General features: G+C 38.8%; 16 protein-coding genes. 3 read left to right on the forward strand and 13 right to left on the reverse strand.

Annotated features, from left to right (window positions below; genetic code table 11):
• Positions 1-2: 2 nt before the first annotated feature.
• From MKX69_RS08860 to sfsA, 7 genes are all read right to left on the reverse strand, one after another.
• Positions 3-1,463: a PTS sugar transporter subunit IIC gene (locus MKX69_RS08860; RefSeq protein WP_002292902.1), complete on the reverse strand. Its 1,461-nt coding sequence runs from the start codon at positions 1,461-1,463 to the stop codon at positions 3-5.
• Positions 1,464-1,570: 107 nt separating this feature from the next.
• Positions 1,571-1,891, reverse strand: a complete 321-nt coding sequence (locus MKX69_RS08865; protein ID WP_341009823.1) for a PTS lactose/cellobiose transporter subunit IIA — start codon at positions 1,889-1,891, stop codon at positions 1,571-1,573.
• A 28-nt stretch (positions 1,892-1,919) separates the two neighbouring features.
• Positions 1,920-2,237, reverse strand: a complete 318-nt coding sequence (locus MKX69_RS08870; RefSeq protein WP_002286606.1) for a PTS sugar transporter subunit IIB — start codon at positions 2,235-2,237, stop codon at positions 1,920-1,922.
• 151 nt (positions 2,238-2,388) lie between these two features.
• The gene (locus MKX69_RS08875) at positions 2,389-5,091 is read right to left on the reverse strand and encodes a sigma 54-interacting transcriptional regulator (RefSeq protein ID WP_341009826.1); all 2,703 of its coding nucleotides are present in this window, start codon (positions 5,089-5,091) and stop codon (positions 2,389-2,391) included.
• 62 nt (positions 5,092-5,153) lie between these two features.
• Positions 5,154-6,431 (reverse strand): DEAD/DEAH box helicase, encoded by a 1,278-nt coding sequence (locus tag MKX69_RS08880; protein WP_002291838.1) that lies wholly within the window; start codon positions 6,429-6,431, stop codon positions 5,154-5,156.
• Entirely contained in the window at positions 6,431-7,444 is a 1,014-nt protein-coding gene (locus MKX69_RS08885; RefSeq protein WP_002315401.1) for a Gfo/Idh/MocA family protein, read from the reverse strand. Before MKX69_RS08885 ends, MKX69_RS08880 begins: the two co-directional genes overlap by 1 nt.
• A gap of 15 nt (positions 7,445-7,459) precedes the next feature.
• Complete coding sequence (gene sfsA / locus MKX69_RS08890) at positions 7,460-8,188, reverse strand: DNA/RNA nuclease SfsA (RefSeq protein ID WP_341009829.1); 729 nt, start codon at positions 8,186-8,188, stop codon at positions 7,460-7,462.
• A 175-nt stretch (positions 8,189-8,363) separates the two neighbouring features.
• Between sfsA and MKX69_RS08895 the strand changes: the two genes are divergently transcribed.
• From MKX69_RS08895 to zwf, 3 genes are all read left to right on the forward strand, one after another.
• The gene (locus tag MKX69_RS08895; protein ID WP_002375263.1) at positions 8,364-8,693 is read left to right on the forward strand and encodes a DUF4828 domain-containing protein; all 330 of its coding nucleotides are present in this window, start codon (positions 8,364-8,366) and stop codon (positions 8,691-8,693) included.
• Between the two features lie 173 nt (positions 8,694-8,866).
• The gene (locus tag MKX69_RS08900; protein WP_341009830.1) at positions 8,867-9,514 is read left to right on the forward strand and encodes a metal-dependent transcriptional regulator; all 648 of its coding nucleotides are present in this window, start codon (positions 8,867-8,869) and stop codon (positions 9,512-9,514) included.
• Between the two features lie 14 nt (positions 9,515-9,528).
• Positions 9,529-11,055, forward strand: a complete 1,527-nt coding sequence (gene zwf, locus MKX69_RS08905; protein WP_341009831.1) for a glucose-6-phosphate dehydrogenase — start codon at positions 9,529-9,531, stop codon at positions 11,053-11,055.
• A gap of 50 nt (positions 11,056-11,105) precedes the next feature.
• Here the strand turns inward: zwf and ileS are convergent, their stop codons facing one another.
• The 6 genes from ileS to MKX69_RS08935 form a co-directional block, all read right to left on the reverse strand.
• A complete protein-coding gene (gene ileS, locus MKX69_RS08910; protein ID WP_341009833.1) occupies positions 11,106-13,904 on the reverse strand; it encodes an isoleucine--tRNA ligase in 2,799 nt (932 codons plus the stop codon).
• Between the two features lie 260 nt (positions 13,905-14,164).
• Positions 14,165-14,872: a DivIVA domain-containing protein gene (locus MKX69_RS08915; protein ID WP_002291846.1), complete on the reverse strand. Its 708-nt coding sequence runs from the start codon at positions 14,870-14,872 to the stop codon at positions 14,165-14,167.
• A gap of 20 nt (positions 14,873-14,892) precedes the next feature.
• Entirely contained in the window at positions 14,893-15,675 is a 783-nt protein-coding gene (locus MKX69_RS08920) for a YlmH family RNA-binding protein (RefSeq protein WP_002286624.1), read from the reverse strand.
• Positions 15,676-15,723: 48 nt separating this feature from the next.
• Positions 15,724-16,002 carry a YggT family protein gene (locus tag MKX69_RS08925; protein ID WP_033582058.1) on the reverse strand — a complete coding sequence of 93 codons (279 nt, stop codon included), beginning with the start codon at positions 16,000-16,002 and terminating at the stop codon, positions 15,724-15,726.
• A 23-nt stretch (positions 16,003-16,025) separates the two neighbouring features.
• The gene (locus MKX69_RS08930; RefSeq protein WP_002286627.1) at positions 16,026-16,625 is read right to left on the reverse strand and encodes a cell division protein SepF; all 600 of its coding nucleotides are present in this window, start codon (positions 16,623-16,625) and stop codon (positions 16,026-16,028) included.
• Between the two features lie 13 nt (positions 16,626-16,638).
• On the reverse strand, positions 16,639-17,316 hold the full coding sequence (locus tag MKX69_RS08935; RefSeq protein WP_002286628.1) for a YggS family pyridoxal phosphate-dependent enzyme: 678 nt from the start codon (positions 17,314-17,316) through the stop codon (positions 16,639-16,641).
• Position 17,317: the final 1 nt, after the last annotated feature.

The following is a 17,317-nucleotide window of genomic DNA, read 5'->3' on the forward strand; positions in this document are numbered from 1 at the left end:
TCTTATTGTTGTTCGCCTGCGGCAGGGTCCATTTTGTTTGCAGAAATGACAAACGGTGCCCAAATCAAGAAAGTCACGACCATACATACCAACGTTACGATTGGTGCTCGCCAATCCGCTCCTGTTGCTAAGAATGACAATAAGAACGGCGGTACTACCCATGTAACTTGTTGCGAAACTGGCGCTACAAGTCCAAAGTAAGTTGCTAACCAACCGATAGCTGTCGCAACTACTGGAGCAATCAAGAATGGGATGAACATGATTGCATTCAATACGATCGGCAGACCAAACATCACTGGCTCGTTGATATTGAAAATACCAGGTCCAATGGATAATTTAGCTACTGTTAAATAATCCGCTCGTTTAGAGAAAATCAAGATAGCTATCAGTAAGACGATCGTTCCACCTGATCCGCCAAACCATGCAAAAGCATCGAACGATCCACGGACCCACATATAAGCTTTTCCATCTTCGATTGCGTCTAACACGGCTGGTGTACCAGTTTTTCCGTTATAACCTTTTTGGAAAATATCAATATTGATTAGTTGTGCTTGTCCCCAGATTCCCTCTAGCACTGGTGCCAATACATTTGGTCCATGAATACCAAAGAACCAGAATACTTGAACAAACACTGTGACGATCAATACTGCTCCCAACCCTTGGGATAATCCTAGGAATGGTTCTGCAATATATTTTTGTACCAAATCAATGATTAGTTGCCCATCAGCTACACGACCTACGATATAATTGATAATAGCAATGACGTATAAAGCGATCGTCGCTGGTAAAATGGCTGCAAATGCTTTAGATACTGCTGGTGGTACTGAATCAGGCATTTTGATCGTAATGTTAGCAAGCATCAATTTACAAAAAATAATGACTGAAATTGCCCCCATGATCATAACTGTAAAATAAGCGTTTCCATTCAAATGATCTAGTTTCAGCCAACCCCATAATCCAACTGACAGTGTGCCATCTGCAATCGTTGCACCAATCTCAGAACTATTGATTGCATCTGCGACATTTGAAGGGACATTCACATCTAATGCTGCTGATAATGCTGGACCAAAGGAAATACCTTGAATCAAGGTAGCTAGACCAACGATCCCCCCAGCTAGATCATTTACTCCATAAGCTCGGGCAAGATTATACCCCCAAGAAAAGGCAAAAATCAATCCGGCGATTGCTAGTGTACCGTTCCAGACAAAACCATTGATTCCGATGATGACATTCAATACGGCAAAGATTCCTTTGTCTGCTGCTAAACTGTCAGCGTAGGTACTGTTAAACTGTTGCGGTAAATCTCGAATAATTGCATTGATCATTACAGCGACTGATCCCGCCATTGTTGCGGGCAGTGTGCCGATAAAAGCATCACGCAAAGCAACTAAATGTTTTTGCGCTCCGATTTTTGCGGCAACCGGCAGGATGTATTTCTCCATCCAACTTGTTAGTCCGTTCATTTTTTACTTCCTCCTATAAGTTTTTTATATAAAGAGAGTTCTCTTTATAACAAAATAAAAAATCCGTTCAAAAATTTTTCTTCTTCCGTTCAAAAAAGAAGTTGTATTTATTCGCTGTATACGCGACGATAAAGTTCGATGATTTCTTTTGCTAAATCAGTAAACGCAATAGACGTCATTAAATGATCTTGACTATGAACAGTCAATAACGTCACTTGCATATGATTTCCTTGTGCTTCTTGTGTCAACATGTCTGTTTGTGCATGATGCGCTTGTATAAGTGATTCTTCTGAATCAGCGATTTTTCTATCCGCTAACTCGAAATCACCGATTTTAGCAGCCGCAATTGCTTCCATTGCGTCGCTCTTTGCATTACCGCCGAACATGATGAGTCCCATGATGGCTTCTAGATTTTGTTGATCTTCCACGTTGTTATCCCCCAACTGCATACTTGATTTATTTCATTAGATTTTCTGCTTGTGCAAGTACTTTTTCTCCATTCATCATGCCATAGTCCTGCATATTGATGACATCTAACGGAATACCTTTAGGCGCAAGTTTTTGTTCGAATTGAGCTTTCATGAAACGTACTTGAGGACCTAATAATAAAACATCGACATTCTTAGATTCTAAATTATTATCTGCATCTGAGGCAGAAACAGCAAAAATATCGGCTTCCATTCCTTTTTCTTCTGCTGCTTTTTGCATTTTTGTGACCAATAAACTCGTACTCATCCCTGCTGAACAAACTAACATAATTGTTTTTTTTGCCATTTTTAACACTCCTTTTATTTTTTTTACACTTTTATATAATGCAAGAAGCATGCCAAGAAAAAAAGAGCTAAAATAGCGTTTTCATGCTTTTTAGCTCTTTTATATAGTGCGCACACTGATATCCAGTGTGTAAACAGTATGATTAGTGTGTTTATTTTTTTATTTTGTTTTCAAGAAACATTTGTGTAAGAAACGCGATGTCATCTTCTGAAATTTTTACCTGATATTTTCGTTCCAGTGCCATCAAGTTTGCTCGAATGATATCCATTTCCAAGCGATAAATTTTTGAGAAAATAGATAGTTTCTCAAATTGCCGATGTGTTTCTTTTTTGATCAAACCGTCTAGCATGAAGGCTAAATGGATGACGATTCCAGTATCTACTCCTGGTTCTACGATAATCGACAAATCTGTCTGAATCTGCTGAACTGTTTTTTGCAATGAGCGGATCAATTCATCAATAGAAAAGACATCACTTAATGATCCTGAAAGCGAATCAACAATTTTAGCTGTTGGAATCTCATCATCAGCTATACGCTTTAAAACATTCAATTTTTCATCATCAAAAACGTCATAGGCGGAAAAAAATGGGATATTTTGATAATCAACGTCAACCGTTCCTGCAATTGCTTTGATCTCGTATTCTTCCAATAAGGCATCAATGTGTTTTTTGAATGATTCGCGTTCTAAAAACTGCATCTGGATCAGTTCTACTTTGTCTTGATTAATCACCGGCATAATCCGTTGATACAATTTGGCAGCTACTCCCTCACCAGTAAAGCATGTCACAATCACAGCTTTTTTACGCTGTAAAGTTTCAGATTTTTCCGCTTTGAACTGATCACGTACGATTGATTCAAAGGAGAGCTGAATATTTTGATAGATGTCTTCTAAGCTTCTTCCAACACTTGCCATCCGTATCGCTTCTATCACAATCATTGTACTTGTCATTGTGATAGCTTTCGTCCGAATGCCAGTCTCTTCATAAATCAAATCACTGAAGGTGTTTAATGATCCCATATCTGTTAACAAAAGCAAGCCATTCGTCAAATGCCCCTGATAATTTTTGACATATTGTAGGACCTCTTCATACATTGTTTGAACTTCCATAACCAGTGGCATATTAAAAGCTTTCCCTACTTTTGTTCCTAATAGTTCTTGCGCCATCTCCAACATACTTGAAGCGGTCTGTCTGCCGTGCATCAGTACAAGAACATCTACTTTGTTTTCTTTAACGGGCTCACTTTCTCCTAAATTGATAGAAAGAAACATACTGATAAAGCCAATTTCATCAAAAGGAATCTCGACTTGTTCTTCTTCTTCGATGATTGTCGAAAGATCGATTGCTACCTGGAATTCCCTCTTAAAATTTTTTCGTACATTATTCAAATCTGGATGGACAATCATATGTCCTTCTCTCACACGATCCAATGTACTTTGCAAATGCAAAGCAAAAGCAAAACGAGCTTTTTCATTATAAATACGGTCTAACCGTTTTTCAGCCACATCATACAATTGATTGGTTAACCGCCAGATTTCATCTGGCAAAAGATCTTTTGGGATTGAACTTTTAGTCAATCCTTTGACATATGTCTGAAAATAAGCATCCACATCTTTTGAAATGAGCGTCTCCAAATCGATGTTCTCCACACCGGTTTCAGAAAGAGAAGTAACTTTTTCCTCAATATCGTTGTAGACTTGCATGTTTCTTTCTGGATCTTGTGACCAGACGACATCAGCAAACCCTGGTTCAAATGTCAAATACTGGCTCTTACTGTCCATGAATCGGTCGAGGCGTTCTGGTATTTCCTTGATTTTCAGTAGTCCTTTTTGTACTTGAAGGGAAAGTTCTTCTTTTCGAATGATCAGCTTTTTCTCATGATGCGTTCGGTAATGTAAAAAAGATTTTGCACAGACTAATTTCAGGTCTCGTTTCACTTGACCGATATTCCCTTCCGCATCATAAAGCATGAAGGCAAGAATCGCTTCTTTTTCGATATCGATACGTTGATTCAAACGGTTCGCTTCTTGTTTGATAAAAAGAGAGATGATCTCATAACGCTCATCCAATGAACGCGAAGCAAGGTTTGGCAAGGTGATAGCCATAGGGATCCGTCGGTTGAAGGTAGTCAAGAAGCTTTCTGAAGATTCAGTCGTTGCCCCAATGATCTGAACTGATGCTTCATGTACTTGTGCACTTTCTCCAAGTGGACGATAGATACCTTTATCGATGAAAGTAAACAGCATTTCCTGCCCTTCCGGTGGTAAACGGTGGATCTCATCTAAAAACAATATACCGCCGTCTGCTTTGGCGATTAGACCAGGACTGTCTTGCGCTGCTCCTGTGTAAGCCCCTTTTTTGATCCCAAAGATGTGTCCAAAGAGCAGTTGGGGATTTTGAGCATAATCCGCACAATTGAAAGAAACAAATGGCGCATCGGCTGAAAGCATTTCAGATTCGATTGCAAAATGATACATACATTCCGCAAACATCGACTTCCCTGTACCAGTTTCTCCAAAAATAATGGTATGTAGCCCCCGCGGCGGATAAAGAATCGCTGCTTTTGCCTGCTGTATGCTGACTTTTAAAGAATCATTTTCTCCAACGAGCGTTTCAAAAGTCACTTGCGTAGAAGAGTCGACATGTACTTCATCAGATTTTGATTTTTCCGTTGGCAAGGAGTAAACGACTGGTCGGCCAGCGGTTTTTACAATATGATGAGCCTTATACAGTTCGCTTAAATATCGGCTTGCATTGCTTCGATCAATATTCAAGCGCTCAGCTACATCACTTGCTGTCAATCCTTGTTGGTTTTCTGTCAATAGATGCAAGATCTCTTCTTGACGTTCTTTCACATAATCCCTCCTCTGGCAACCAATTTTGTTCCCGTTTTCATAATCATAGCATAAAAAGGCGCTTATTTGCGCCTTGCTCCTTTATTTCTCTCTTTTTTTGATTTATTTTTAACTTTTTTTCTTGATTTGTTTTTGTTATGCTCTGGATTTTGTTCTTTCCCAGGAAAAGATTTCTTATACTTGTTATTCGCTGCGGTAGCTACATCTTCTTTGATTGGTTGATCCGTTTGTAACTTTCCTCCGTGCAGAAAAATCTCTTCAAGTGTTATGTTTGTCGGACGTAAAAGTCGTTTCAAATCTCTTAAATTGTTATCTTGTACGAGTGTGATCACTGTTCCTTCATTGCCCATTCGTCCAGTTCTTCCAGAACGATGCAAGTAAGCTTCTTCACTTAACGGCACTTCTGCATTCACGACATAAGGAAGTCCTGTAATATCTAAACCTCTAGCCGCCACATCTGTGGTCAAAAGTGCGCTGATCTTTTTCTTTTTGAATTGTTCCAACGCCGCTTTTCGGAGCAGCTTGTTTTGATCAGAGGCCAGGCTTCCTACAGGTACCCCTCTATACAGCAATTTTTCTTCCATCACACCTAATTCAGTCAGTTGATTAAAGAAAATCAGACCTTGAAAATCTTCTATGTGAGTGAGACGTCTTAGATATTCATCTTTCTTTCGTATTGGCACTCGTAAAAAGTAATGTCTCAAGCCTTTTCGAGAATCATCTTCTGCTGTCACGTCGATCGTCTCAAACGTTTTCCCAGTGATTTTTTCAATGCTTTCAAGGGAACGATCTGCTGTTGCTGAAAAAAAGGCTAGCTGATATTCTGTCGGAGCTTGATGAAGAATCTGATCAATGATTTGGCTGTTCCCCGCATCAAATAGCTGGTCTGCTTCATCAAATACCATTGTTTTCACTTGATGTGCTTTTATTTTTTTAGCTTTCATCAATTCCAATATTCTTCCTGGTGTACCAATCAAGATTTCTGGTTTTTTCTTCAAACCTTCAATTTGTCGTTTAACGTTTGCTCCGCCCACCAAAGATTGGACTTTCAATTCTTTGTCTTTTCCCCATTCACGTGCAACATCTGCTACTTGAATAGCTAGTTCTTGAGAAGATGCAAAGATAACCAACGCACTTGCTTCACCTGGTTCTACGTTTAGTAGTAACGGCCAAAGATAAGCCAGTGTTTTACCTGAACCTGTTGGAGAGATGGCTACTATGCTTTGTTTATTGCTTAATGGCTGAAAAACTGCCTGTTGAATAAGAGAAGGTGTAATAAATCCTTTATTCTCATAATTTTTCTGCCAATTTTCGGGAAATACTTGTACAAATTCGTTCATTAAAAATCTTCCTCATTATCTGCATCGAATTTGATGCCACCATTTTTTCTTAAATCATAAATCACTTGGTTCACATTTCTAGCTAGCTCGATCCACTCTTCATACAATAATCCCCAAGCTGGATCTTTCGGATGAGTCATGACATTGGCAAAATCCTCTGCTTCATCTGCCATTGGATTTTCTGCAGCTGTTACTGCTAAGTCAATGATTTCTTCGTGTACCCGATCATGAAACTCTGCTTGTTCGATTGCATTGACGCCATTCATCACTAGCGTTCCTGAGTCAAAATAGATCTCTGATGGCAGATAAGAATCACCGATTTTACCTGGTTGGATCGATACATCGAAAGTATCATAACGCAAGATTCCCCATCCAAGACCATCCACACCAGTAGAAATCTTTCTTGGGAAATAATGGACTTCTTTTGGCATTCCAAACCAAGCGACAGTTGCATACACAAGGTAAACACCTAAATCCATCAATGCACCACCTGAGAAATGAGTCGAGAAGATATTTGGTTCTTCTCCATCTAATACTTGGTCATAACGCGAAGAATATTTCATATAGCTGAAATTTGCACCGATTATCTCGTCTTTTAATGGTAAGTAATCGGCAATCTTTTTAAAACCTGATTCATGGATATTTCTTGCTGCTTCAAAAAAATACACATTGTGTTCATTTGCCAAATGGATGATTTCATCCATTTCTTTTGGCGTCGAAAAAGCTGGCTTTTCCACTATTACATTTTTACCTGCCAAAATTGCTTGCTTAGTCTGACTAAAATGAAGACTATTTGGAGAAGCTATATAAACAGTGTCCATATGAGCAATATTGAAAAAAGTCTTCAAATCTGTTGCAAATTCGATATCCCCTTCATAATGAGAACCAAATTCCTGTGCTTTTTCCAAATGTCTAGAATATACCGCTGTCAATTCATATTTTTTTGTGCTCAAAGCTGCTTGGACAAATTGATGAGTGATCCAATTTGTTCCAATAATACCTAAGTTGATCATTTTTTTACCTTCTTTCTATTGTATAGGATCTTCAAACGGGATAGCTACATCAAATGGGATAGCCTGCTTGACAGTTACCTCATCTGCCGTTACTTGACAATTATAGGCGAGGATTTGCACTCCACTTTGCTGCGCATGTCGAACCATATCAGCTAGTGCTGGTTGCATTTCTTCATGGATCGTTGCGAAATGAAGATGTTCGAATTGAGCAATAAACAAGACATAAGCGGCATAACCATCTTGTGCGGCATACGCTAATTCTCCAACATGTTTCAATCCTCTGAGTGTAGGCGCATCAGGAAAAGCACCAATTGCTTTATTTTCAAGCGTCATACCTTTGACTTCAACAAATGCTTTTTGTCCGGCCGCCGTCTCCAAATAAATATCAAATTTGGAGTGAAGATAAGTTACTTCCCGCTTGCATGCTGTAAATGGACCAGTTAATCCTGGTAAAAGGATCGTGCCGTCTAAAATAGCGTCAGTTGCCAACTGATTAGGCAATTGACTATCGATATTGAACCAATCACCCTTCTTTTTTACAGCAATCAGATCATAGTCGGTTTTCCTTTTAGGTCCAGGAGCAAATACAATAGCCACTTCAGCGCCCGTTATCAGGACCTCTTTTCCTCTGCCTGTATTTTTGACATGCGCGATAATCATTTCTCCGTCTTTTTTCATGCAATGTGCAATAAACCGATTCGGGCGGTCAATAAAAAAAGCTGTTTCAACTTGCTGATACTTCAAATTATGTCACCTGTCTTCCTACTATGTATCCTATCATAATTTGTGGAAAAACAGTAAAAAAACCAGTCGAAAGTCTTAGAGAAATTTTAGTTTTTATTCGGTACAATGAAATGAAGAAGGAAGAATGTTTCTATACGATGATTTTCTCATAAAGGAGTGATTTGGTGATAAAAAAATGATCTATTTTCTTGGTTCACTCGTTGCCGTTCTCTCAAGTTGGATTTACTTGAAAAAGAAAAAACAAGCAGAAAAATCTGAAAGACTCTCGAGGTATCAAGGTACATGGTTCTTCAGTGATAGCCAGCAAAAACAACAATTACAGATTACATCTGATTACACGTTTTTGATCAACGGTCAGTCACTTGGCACATCTGTGGTAGAAATAGATGAACAGCGTTTAGTCGTACGTGATCAATACGGTTTTTATCTTGTCTTTTCTTATCCCGAACAAACTCTTTATGATGAATCTGCAGATGTCTCGTATAAGTTGACATCTGAAAAATAGACACCTCCCAATATATATCTATAAACGAAAGTATGAGTCTTCTTTCTCGTCTTTCGTTTTTTGTTGTAAAAACGTCCAAAAATCCTTTGTTTTTTATTTAGAAAAATAGTCAATTAACGTTTTTTTTGTTACACTTACTAATGATGGTTTTTACCATGAAAGGATGATCGAATATGACACCAAATCGAGAAGATTATTTGAAAATCATTTTAGAACTAGGCGGAGATACAACGAAAGTCAACAATAAACAAATCGTATCTAGCCTAGATGTCTCGGCTGCATCTGTCAGTGAAATGATTTCTAAACTTGTGAAAGAAGAGCTTGTAGAACATTCCCCTTATCAAGGTGTACAATTGACTGCAAGCGGACTGCAAAAAGCTAGCAGTTTGATTCGCAAACATCGTTTATGGGAAGTTTTTTTAGTTGAACATTTAGACTATAGCTGGAATGAAGTCCACGATGATGCTGAAGTATTGGAACATGTGACTTCGGAACATCTTGCAGATCATTTAGAAAACTATTTGAATCATCCTAAACATTGTCCTCATGGAGGATCGATTCCTAAAAAAGAGGAAGTCGTCCATGAAGAACGCCGACAAACACTCGAATCCTATCCTGTCGGTACAAAAGTGCGTATCGCACGAGTGCTTGATGAAAAAGAATTGTTGGATTACTTAGTCACAATTGACCTGAATATCAACGAAGAGTATGAGATCGTTGATATCGCAGCTTATGAAGGACCAATCACTATCCAAAATGATAGAAAGAAAATACCCGTCAGCTTCAAGGCGGCCAGCACGATTTTTGTCGATAAAATATAAAGGAGTGTATCTACATGTCTAATGAAAAAAATGTATTGTTTACGATATTCGGCGGCACAGGTGACCTAGCCCAACGTAAATTGTACCCGTCTTTGTTCCGCCTTTACAGAAAAGGAAATTTAGGCGAACATTTTGCCGTGATCGGGACCGCTCGCCGTCCTTGGAGCGATGAACACTATCGTGAAGTTGTCAAAGAAACGATCCGTGCATTGAATCCTTCTGATGAAGAAGCAATTACTTTTGCTAGTCATTTTTACTACCAATCCCATGATGTAAATGATTCAACACATTATCAAACATTAAAAGAATTGTCTGACCGATTAGATGGACACTATCAGTTAAACGGCAATCGCGTCTATTATTTGGCCATGGCACCTCAATTTTTCGGAACGATCGTTTCTCATTTAAAATCACAAAACATTATGACAAAAAATGGCTTCAATCGTTTGATTATAGAAAAACCGTTTGGATCGGATTACCAATCTGCTTTCGAATTGAATCAGCAAATCAGAGAAGTATTCCCAGAGCAAGATATTTTCAGGATCGATCATTATTTAGGGAAAGAAATGATCCAAAACATCTCAGCTATCCGTTTTGCCAATAATATTTTTGAGGCTCAATGGAATAATCGTTATATCGATAATATCCAAATCACTTTTGGTGAAAACCTTGGCGTAGAAGATCGCGGGGGCTACTACGATCATAGTGGCGCACTGAAAGACATGGTGCAAAATCATATTCTGCAAGTTGTAGCATTACTTGCAATGGAACCACCAGTAGCATTTTCCGAAAAAGAAATCCGTACAGAAAAGATCAAAGCATTGAAAGCAATCCGCATCTACAACGAAGAAGAAGTGTTAGAAAACTTCGTTCGTGGACAATATGCTCAAGGTGAATTAGATGGCGTACAATTCAAAGGTTATCGAGAAGAAGACAAAGTGGATGCTCAATCAGAGACCGAAACCTTCGTCGCAGGAAAATTCACTATCGACAACTTCCGTTGGTCTGGTGTTCCCTTCTATGTGCGTACAGGCAAACGTTTGACTGAAAAAGGTACTCGGATCAATATCGTGTTCAAACAGGTTCCTGTTAATGTATTCAAAACATCTGTCGATGAACCATGTGATGATACGACACTCCCACCGAATGTTCTAACGATCTATATCCAGCCAACTGAAGGATTTTCTTTATCCCTGAATGGAAAAGAAGTAGGTCAAGGGTTTGAAACGGAACCAATCAAATTAGAATTTCGAAATAGTGCAGAAATGGTTGAAAATAGCCCAGAAGCTTACGAAAAATTACTGCTAGATGCGTTGAATGGTGATGGAACGAATTTCTCTCATTGGGAAGAAGTCGCTCAATCTTGGCATATCGTGGATGTCATTCGCAAAGCTTGGGACCAAACACAACCGGACTTTCCAAACTACAAAGCCGGATCAATGGGGCCTAAAGCAGCTTTCGAACTACTTGAAAAAGACGGATTCGAATGGATCTGGCAACCAGATAACTGGTATCGCGAACGTGGAAAATTAATCGATTGATAACAAAAAAGGGGTTGTGACAAAAAACATGTCACAACCCCTTTTCCATTTTACTTTTCTTCGAATCCTTCAGCTACAGCTTCAGGATAGAAGTCTTCAACGATTTTTGCACAACGACCGCATAGATGAGGAAGTTTTTCATCTACTCCTACATCTTTACGAACTTGGCGACAGCGATCGCATGTTTCTCCGTCTGCTTTTTCCACTGTAATAGCAACATCATCAAATACCACAGCATTATCTGGCACTTGTACATCTGCTTTCATTACTTCAAAGTAGTCTGGGGAAACGATCAGCAATTGTGCAATATCTGCATCCAAAGCTTTTAACATTTCACGAACTTGTTGTTTTGGATAAACAGTTAGTTTTGCTTCCAATGATTTACCAATCAATTTGCTATTTCTTGCTTCTTCCAATGATTTTAAGACCTTGTCACGGAAATCCATGAAAGCAGACCAAGTGTCCATCAATTCCTCTTGGTTCGCAAACTCTTCATAGCCAGGAAACTCGCTTAACTGAACGTATGCTTCTTCTTCTTTCAGGAATGACCAGATTTCTTCCGCCGTATGTGGAATGATAGGCGTCAATAGTTTCGTCAAAGCTACAGCTGTTTGATAGAAAACAGTTTGCATACAACGACGTTGATAATCATCTTCTGCTTCGATATAAACCACATCTTTAGCAAAATCCAGGTAGAAGGACGATAGATCAACCGTCAAGAAGTTCATAACTGTACGGTAAATATGCATGAAATTATATTTGTCATATCCTTCTTCTCTGATTTCTTTGATTACTTGGTTCAATCGTACGGTCATGTATTTGTCTACAGAGCGTAAATCATTGTACGAAACAGTATCTTTTTTAGGATCGAAATCTTCTGTATTCGCTAATAAGAAACGCATCGTATTTCTGATCTTACGATATACCTCTGCCACTTGACTTAAGATATCCATCGATACACGGACATCTGCTTCATAATCGACACTAGATACCCACAAGCGAAGGATATCTGCACCAAATTGTTTGATCACTTTTTCTGGTGCAATGATATTTCCTAAAGATTTACTCATCTTACGGCCTTCGCCATCTAAAGCAAATCCTTGCGAAATAACTGATTTATATGGTGCTACGCCATTGATAGCCACACTTGTCGTGATACTTGAGTTGAACCAGCCACGATATTGGTCTGATCCTTCTAAGTACATATCTGCTGGGAATGATAATTCTGGTCGTTGACGTAAAACAGCTTCATGAGAAGAACCAGAATCAAACCAGACATCCATGATATCTTTTTCTTTTGTAAATTCGCCATTAGGAGAACCTGGGTGAGTAAATCCTTCAGGAAGAAGTTCTTTTGCTTCTTTTTCAAACCAGATGATTGATCCATGCTCAGCGAATAATTTTGCTACATGTTCGATTGTTTCTGGCGTGATGATTGCTTCACCATTTTCAGCATAGAAAATCGGAAGCGGCACTCCCCATGCACGTTGACGAGAAATGACCCAGTCGCCGCGATCACGGATCATATTATATAAACGTGTTTTTCCCCATGGAATAACCCAATCTACTTTTTCTACTTCATCCAAAATATTCTGACGGAATTTATCGATAGATGCAAACCATTGTGGAGTTGCACGATAAATCACAGGTTTTTTCGTCCGCCAATCATGAGGATAACTATGGGTAAAGAAATCTAGTTTCAGCAAAGCTCCTTTTTCCTTTAATAAATCAGTAATCATAGGATTTGCTTTATCATAAAAGATTCCTTCAAATCCAGGAGCTTCTTCTGTAAACAACCCTTTTGAGTCTACAGGTGACACTACAGATAGTTTATATTTGCTACCGGCGATATAGTCATCTTCCCCGTGTCCTGGAGCAGTATGGACTAATCCAGTACCAGCGTCTAAAGTAACATGGTCACCTAAAATTACGAGCGATTCACGGTCATAGAATGGATGACTTGCAGTCATATATTCCATTTCTTGTCCAGCAAATTCTTTTAGAACCGTTACATTTTCCCAACCGATTTCTGTTTGAACTGTTTCTAGCAAATCTTTTGCTACAACAAACTTACGGCCATCAGCTTCGACCAGTACATACGTAAATTTGGGATTTACAGCAATACCTTGGTTTGCTGGCAATGTCCATGGTGTTGTCGTCCAAATGACGAAAGCTGTATCTTCATCAAGGATGCCTTTGCCGTCTTTGACATTGAAAGCTACAAAAATAGATGGGGATTTTACATCTTTATATTCAATTTCAGCTTCCGCTAAAGAAGACTCACTTGACGGAGACCAGTAAATGGGTTTCAATCCTTTGTAAATATAGCCTTTTTCAGCCATTTTACCAAATACGCGTACTTGTGCAGCTTCATACGAAGGGTCTAATGTAACATAGGGATGTTCCCAATCTCCTGCAACCCCTAGGCGTTTGAAATCTTCTCGTTGCTTATCTACTTGGGAAAGTGCATATTCACGACATTTTTCCAAATATTCTGCCATGGACATTTCTTTACGTTTCACGCCTTTATTAGCCAACACTTGTTCGATTGGCAATCCATGTGTATCCCAGCCTGGAACATATGGTGCGCGATAGCCAGACATTGATTTTGAACGAATGATAATGTCTTTACTGATTTTATTCAATGAGTGCCCTAAATGGATATTCCCATTGGCATAAGGAGGTCCATCATGAAGAACAAAGCTAGGTTTTCCTTCGTTCAATTCTTGTCTTTTTTGGTAGATTTGATTTTCTTCCCATTCTTTTTGCCATTCGCCTTCTCGGTTTGGCAAATTACCACGCATAGGGAATTTTGTTTTTCCTAATTGCAAGGTTTCTTTCATTTTCATTCAACCATTCACTCCTTCGTTTATTTTTCGGACACAAAAAGGCATGTTCAGCCGCAAGGGACGAACATGCCGTGGTACCACCCAAATTTAGTTGCATCTATCTAATGCAAACTCTCTGTGACCAATAACGAGGTCAGCCGCTGCTTCTTACTCTAGTTTCAGAAAAGCAGTCTCAAGTAGAGGATCTTTCACGATGCAGTGTCTTACCGATCTTCCACTCTCATCGGCTCGCTTTAAGAATAACAAAGTGCTTTTCTGTTCTACTCGTTTTCATGTTCACCAGGTACGATTGAGATATCGATAGCCTGTGTATCAAATGCCGTCATAGGTGCTTCTATGACTCCTGTGTCTGAGTTTACATCAGTATCATTTTCGTTGTCAAGCTGTTTTGCTAAAACTTCTTTGATCACTTCATGGCTGTCAGTCACATAGCTAGAGAATGGTTGTAAAATTTCGTCCCATTCTGGACTTTTCACTTGTTCTAATTGAGACTCAAGCATCAAGCTGATACGTTGATGGAATACTCGTGTTTTTTTCTTAAGATCTTCAGTTTCTGTCGCAAGTTGTCTTGCTTTTTCTGTTGCATCTGTCAAGATTTTTCTTGCTTTTTCTTCTGCATCAGTTGTTAATTGATGTGCACGTTTTTCAGCGTTCGCAACTAACTCATCTGCTTTGTTTTGTGCAGAAGTAACGATCACTTCGGACTCCTTGCTTGCACTTGTTTTTACTTTATCAGCCGTATCTTGAGCTACGATGATTGATTGGTTCAAAGCATCTTTTAATTCATTGAAGTACTCAAGTTTTTCTTCAGAATGTTTGACTGCTTTTTCTAATTCTCGATTTCTTTGAGTCAATTCCTCATAGTCACGAACAACTAAATCTAAGAAATCATCTACTTCGTCTTGATTATATCCCCGCATTTTTGTCGGGAATGTCTTATTTTGGATATCTAATGGAGTTAAAGCCATGAGTAAACCACCTTTTTATTTTATTTACGTAATACACCGAACAGTACCCTGTACTTTTCTTTTTTCGTCTTCCCCTCAAGTTCTTGGATCTGGACTCTGCCATAACCTCTGACTGAAATAATATCTAATAGTTCAAGTACAAAATCAGGTCTTGTATTTTCTGTCCAGTTCACTTTTACTTTACCAGCTTCGATCAGCTGCTTGGACCGCTGTCTGGAAATATTATAAATCTCAGAGATCACACTGTCTAGTCGCATGGAACTAACTGTTCCTCTTTCTTGTGTCCAGCTATCTTTCGGCATAATCATTTCTGTGTATTTGATTGGTTCCAAGCGTACAGCAACCTTTCCAATCTTTGTTACTTGTGCAGCAACAAAATGATCCACCTCATTTGCAATAAATACTTGCCAGCGATCACCGTCCGAGATGATATCGCCAAAGTAAGAGCGTTTGATCCCCGTTCCCACTAAAGTTCCAAGGATTTTCCCATGACTTAGGCTGGCAAATTTGCTAGGATAATGGATTTCATACAATGCTGTTTCAAAATCTTCCTCTACAGGTTCGTAATAATCGGGGAAAATCAAACATCTTTTTCTTTCTGCCTGTTCATATCCGCCATAAAACATGAAACGCAAATCACTGCTTTGTCGAATCAGTGTTTCTAAAATATAGGATTGTCTTGGGTCAAGAAATTCGGTCAGATAGGGTGCATATTGTCCTTGAACTTGTTCAATCCAATCGCCTACCGAATCGATAAATGTACGTTCATCTGCCCGAAAGTGCTGGTATACATTTGCATCCAAAATTTTCCCCTCCTATCTATTCTGAGAATAAAGATTTTGTTGCTTCAATCAATAAACTAAATGGACAGTTATCCATATAACGATCTGTGCTAAACCTTGTACGGCTAAGTTCAAGATCAGGATTGCCCCTAAAATTGTGAAATCCAAGGGTCCAATCCTCAAAGGCAGGCGATCGAACAAACTGATATACGGTTCGCAGATCTTAGCTAATAATCGTCCTAGCCCTGATTGATACCCGCCTGGAAACCAAGAGAGCAATGCATATACCATCAAGATAATGCTATAGAAATAGGCTGCCCGTTGAAGTAAATGAAGTAATAGTGCAATAGTATAAATCGTAGTTCCTCCTCTTACAGATCAAACAAATTCGCATCTGCAAAAGATTGAGCGGTTGAACTGTCAATCTCCATCCCAGTCGGTGTACAAAGAAAAATCTCATCTCCAACACGTTTGATATCTCCATCTAGTGCATAAACTGTTCCTGTTAGAAAATCAACGATTCTTCTCGCTTGTTTTTCTTCTACTAAATGAAAATTCACTAAGGTTGCTTCTCCAGCAATGATTCGTTTAGCAATCGCCATAGCTTCAGAATAAGCTCTTGGTTCCATTACAGTGATTTTTCCAGCAAGATTTGCTTTAGGTTGTGTAGAGGTTCTTGAAGCTGTTCTTTCTTTCGCTACAGTTTTTGTAGGTGATTGATGTAGTTCAATTACTTTTTTCTTTTCAGCCGGCTGAATACTTTCATGCGTTACAGGACGTGAAGTCGCCGTTTTTTGTTTTTCATGAGTATTCGCAGCAGATACAGAATGAGTTGATTGATTCTGTGTTGTATTTTTTTTAGTTGGCTGTACAGCCTTTTTTGTTGTTTCAGGATAATCTTGGTATTCGTACTCTTCCTCATCAGCTAATCCGAAAAAATTAGCAATTGCTCCTCTGTTTAAAAGCGGCATTTTTGTTCCTCCTTTATTCGTCTTTGAATAGCGCTGTTCCTACACGGATAAATGTTGCACCTTCTTCAATCGCAATTTGAAAGTCTTGACTCATCCCCATACTTAATTCACTACATGGTGCATGGGCATAACCTTTTGCTTGAACAAGATCACGCAATTCTTTCAGCGTACCAAACACTTTATGGATTTGCTCATCAGAAGCTTCTTTAGGCGCCATAGTCATTAACCCAACAACCTTGATTTTTGTGCAGGCAGCTAAAGATTCCACAAACGGTAAAAGCTCATCTGGTGAAATTCCATGTTTTGATTCCTCACCAGAAACATTTACTTCAATAAAACAGGATAATTCTTTCTCTAACCGCTTCTGGATTTCTTCTGCTAATCTTAAACTGTCCAACGCATGAAAGTAATCAATTTCATTTACAATCAATTTTACCTTTCTGCGCTGTAAATTACCAATTAAATGCCACTTTATTTCAGGAAAATCAAATAAATCTTGTTTCTTTTCTAATAATTTATCTACTCGGTTTTCTGCACAATTCATAACGCCAGCTCTAACCAATTCTTCAGCTTGAGCGGATTCAACAGATTTTGTTACAGCTACTAATGTAACTTCTTTCGGATCACGATGAACAAGAGCACACGAATCCTGAATTTCTTGCTTGATTTTCTGCAAGTTGTCAGCAATCATG

This window comes from Enterococcus sp. FSL R5-0957 (assembly GCF_038008005.1).
Classification (GTDB): domain Bacteria; phylum Bacillota; class Bacilli; order Lactobacillales; family Enterococcaceae; genus Enterococcus_B; species Enterococcus_B faecium.

What these genes read in the sequence shown, in the direction of transcription:
- MKX69_RS08915 (WP_002291846.1), bottom strand. Translation starts at nt 14,872, where the DNA reads ATGGCTTTAACTCCATTAGATATCCAAAATAAGACATTCCCGACAAAA.
- MKX69_RS08885 (WP_002315401.1), bottom strand. Translation starts at nt 7,444, where the DNA reads ATGATCAACTTAGGTATTATTGGAACAAATTGGATCACTCATCAATTT.
- MKX69_RS08880 (WP_002291838.1), bottom strand. Translation starts at nt 6,431, where the DNA reads ATGAACGAATTTGTACAAGTATTTCCCGAAAATTGGCAGAAAAATTAT.
- MKX69_RS08930 (WP_002286627.1), bottom strand. Translation starts at nt 16,625, where the DNA reads ATGCCGCTTTTAAACAGAGGAGCAATTGCTAATTTTTTCGGATTAGCT.
- MKX69_RS08900 (WP_341009830.1), top strand. Translation starts at nt 8,867, where the DNA reads ATGACACCAAATCGAGAAGATTATTTGAAAATCATTTTAGAACTAGGC.
- zwf (WP_341009831.1), top strand. Translation starts at nt 9,529, where the DNA reads ATGTCTAATGAAAAAAATGTATTGTTTACGATATTCGGCGGCACAGGT.
- MKX69_RS08935 (WP_002286628.1), bottom strand. Translation starts at nt 17,316, where the DNA reads ATGATTGCTGACAACTTGCAGAAAATCAAGCAAGAAATTCAGGATTCG.
- MKX69_RS08895 (WP_002375263.1), top strand. Translation starts at nt 8,364, where the DNA reads ATGATCTATTTTCTTGGTTCACTCGTTGCCGTTCTCTCAAGTTGGATT.
- ileS (WP_341009833.1), bottom strand. Translation starts at nt 13,904, where the DNA reads ATGAAAATGAAAGAAACCTTGCAATTAGGAAAAACAAAATTCCCTATG.
- MKX69_RS08870 (WP_002286606.1), bottom strand. Translation starts at nt 2,237, where the DNA reads ATGGCAAAAAAAACAATTATGTTAGTTTGTTCAGCAGGGATGAGTACG.
- MKX69_RS08860 (WP_002292902.1), bottom strand. Translation starts at nt 1,463, where the DNA reads ATGAACGGACTAACAAGTTGGATGGAGAAATACATCCTGCCGGTTGCC.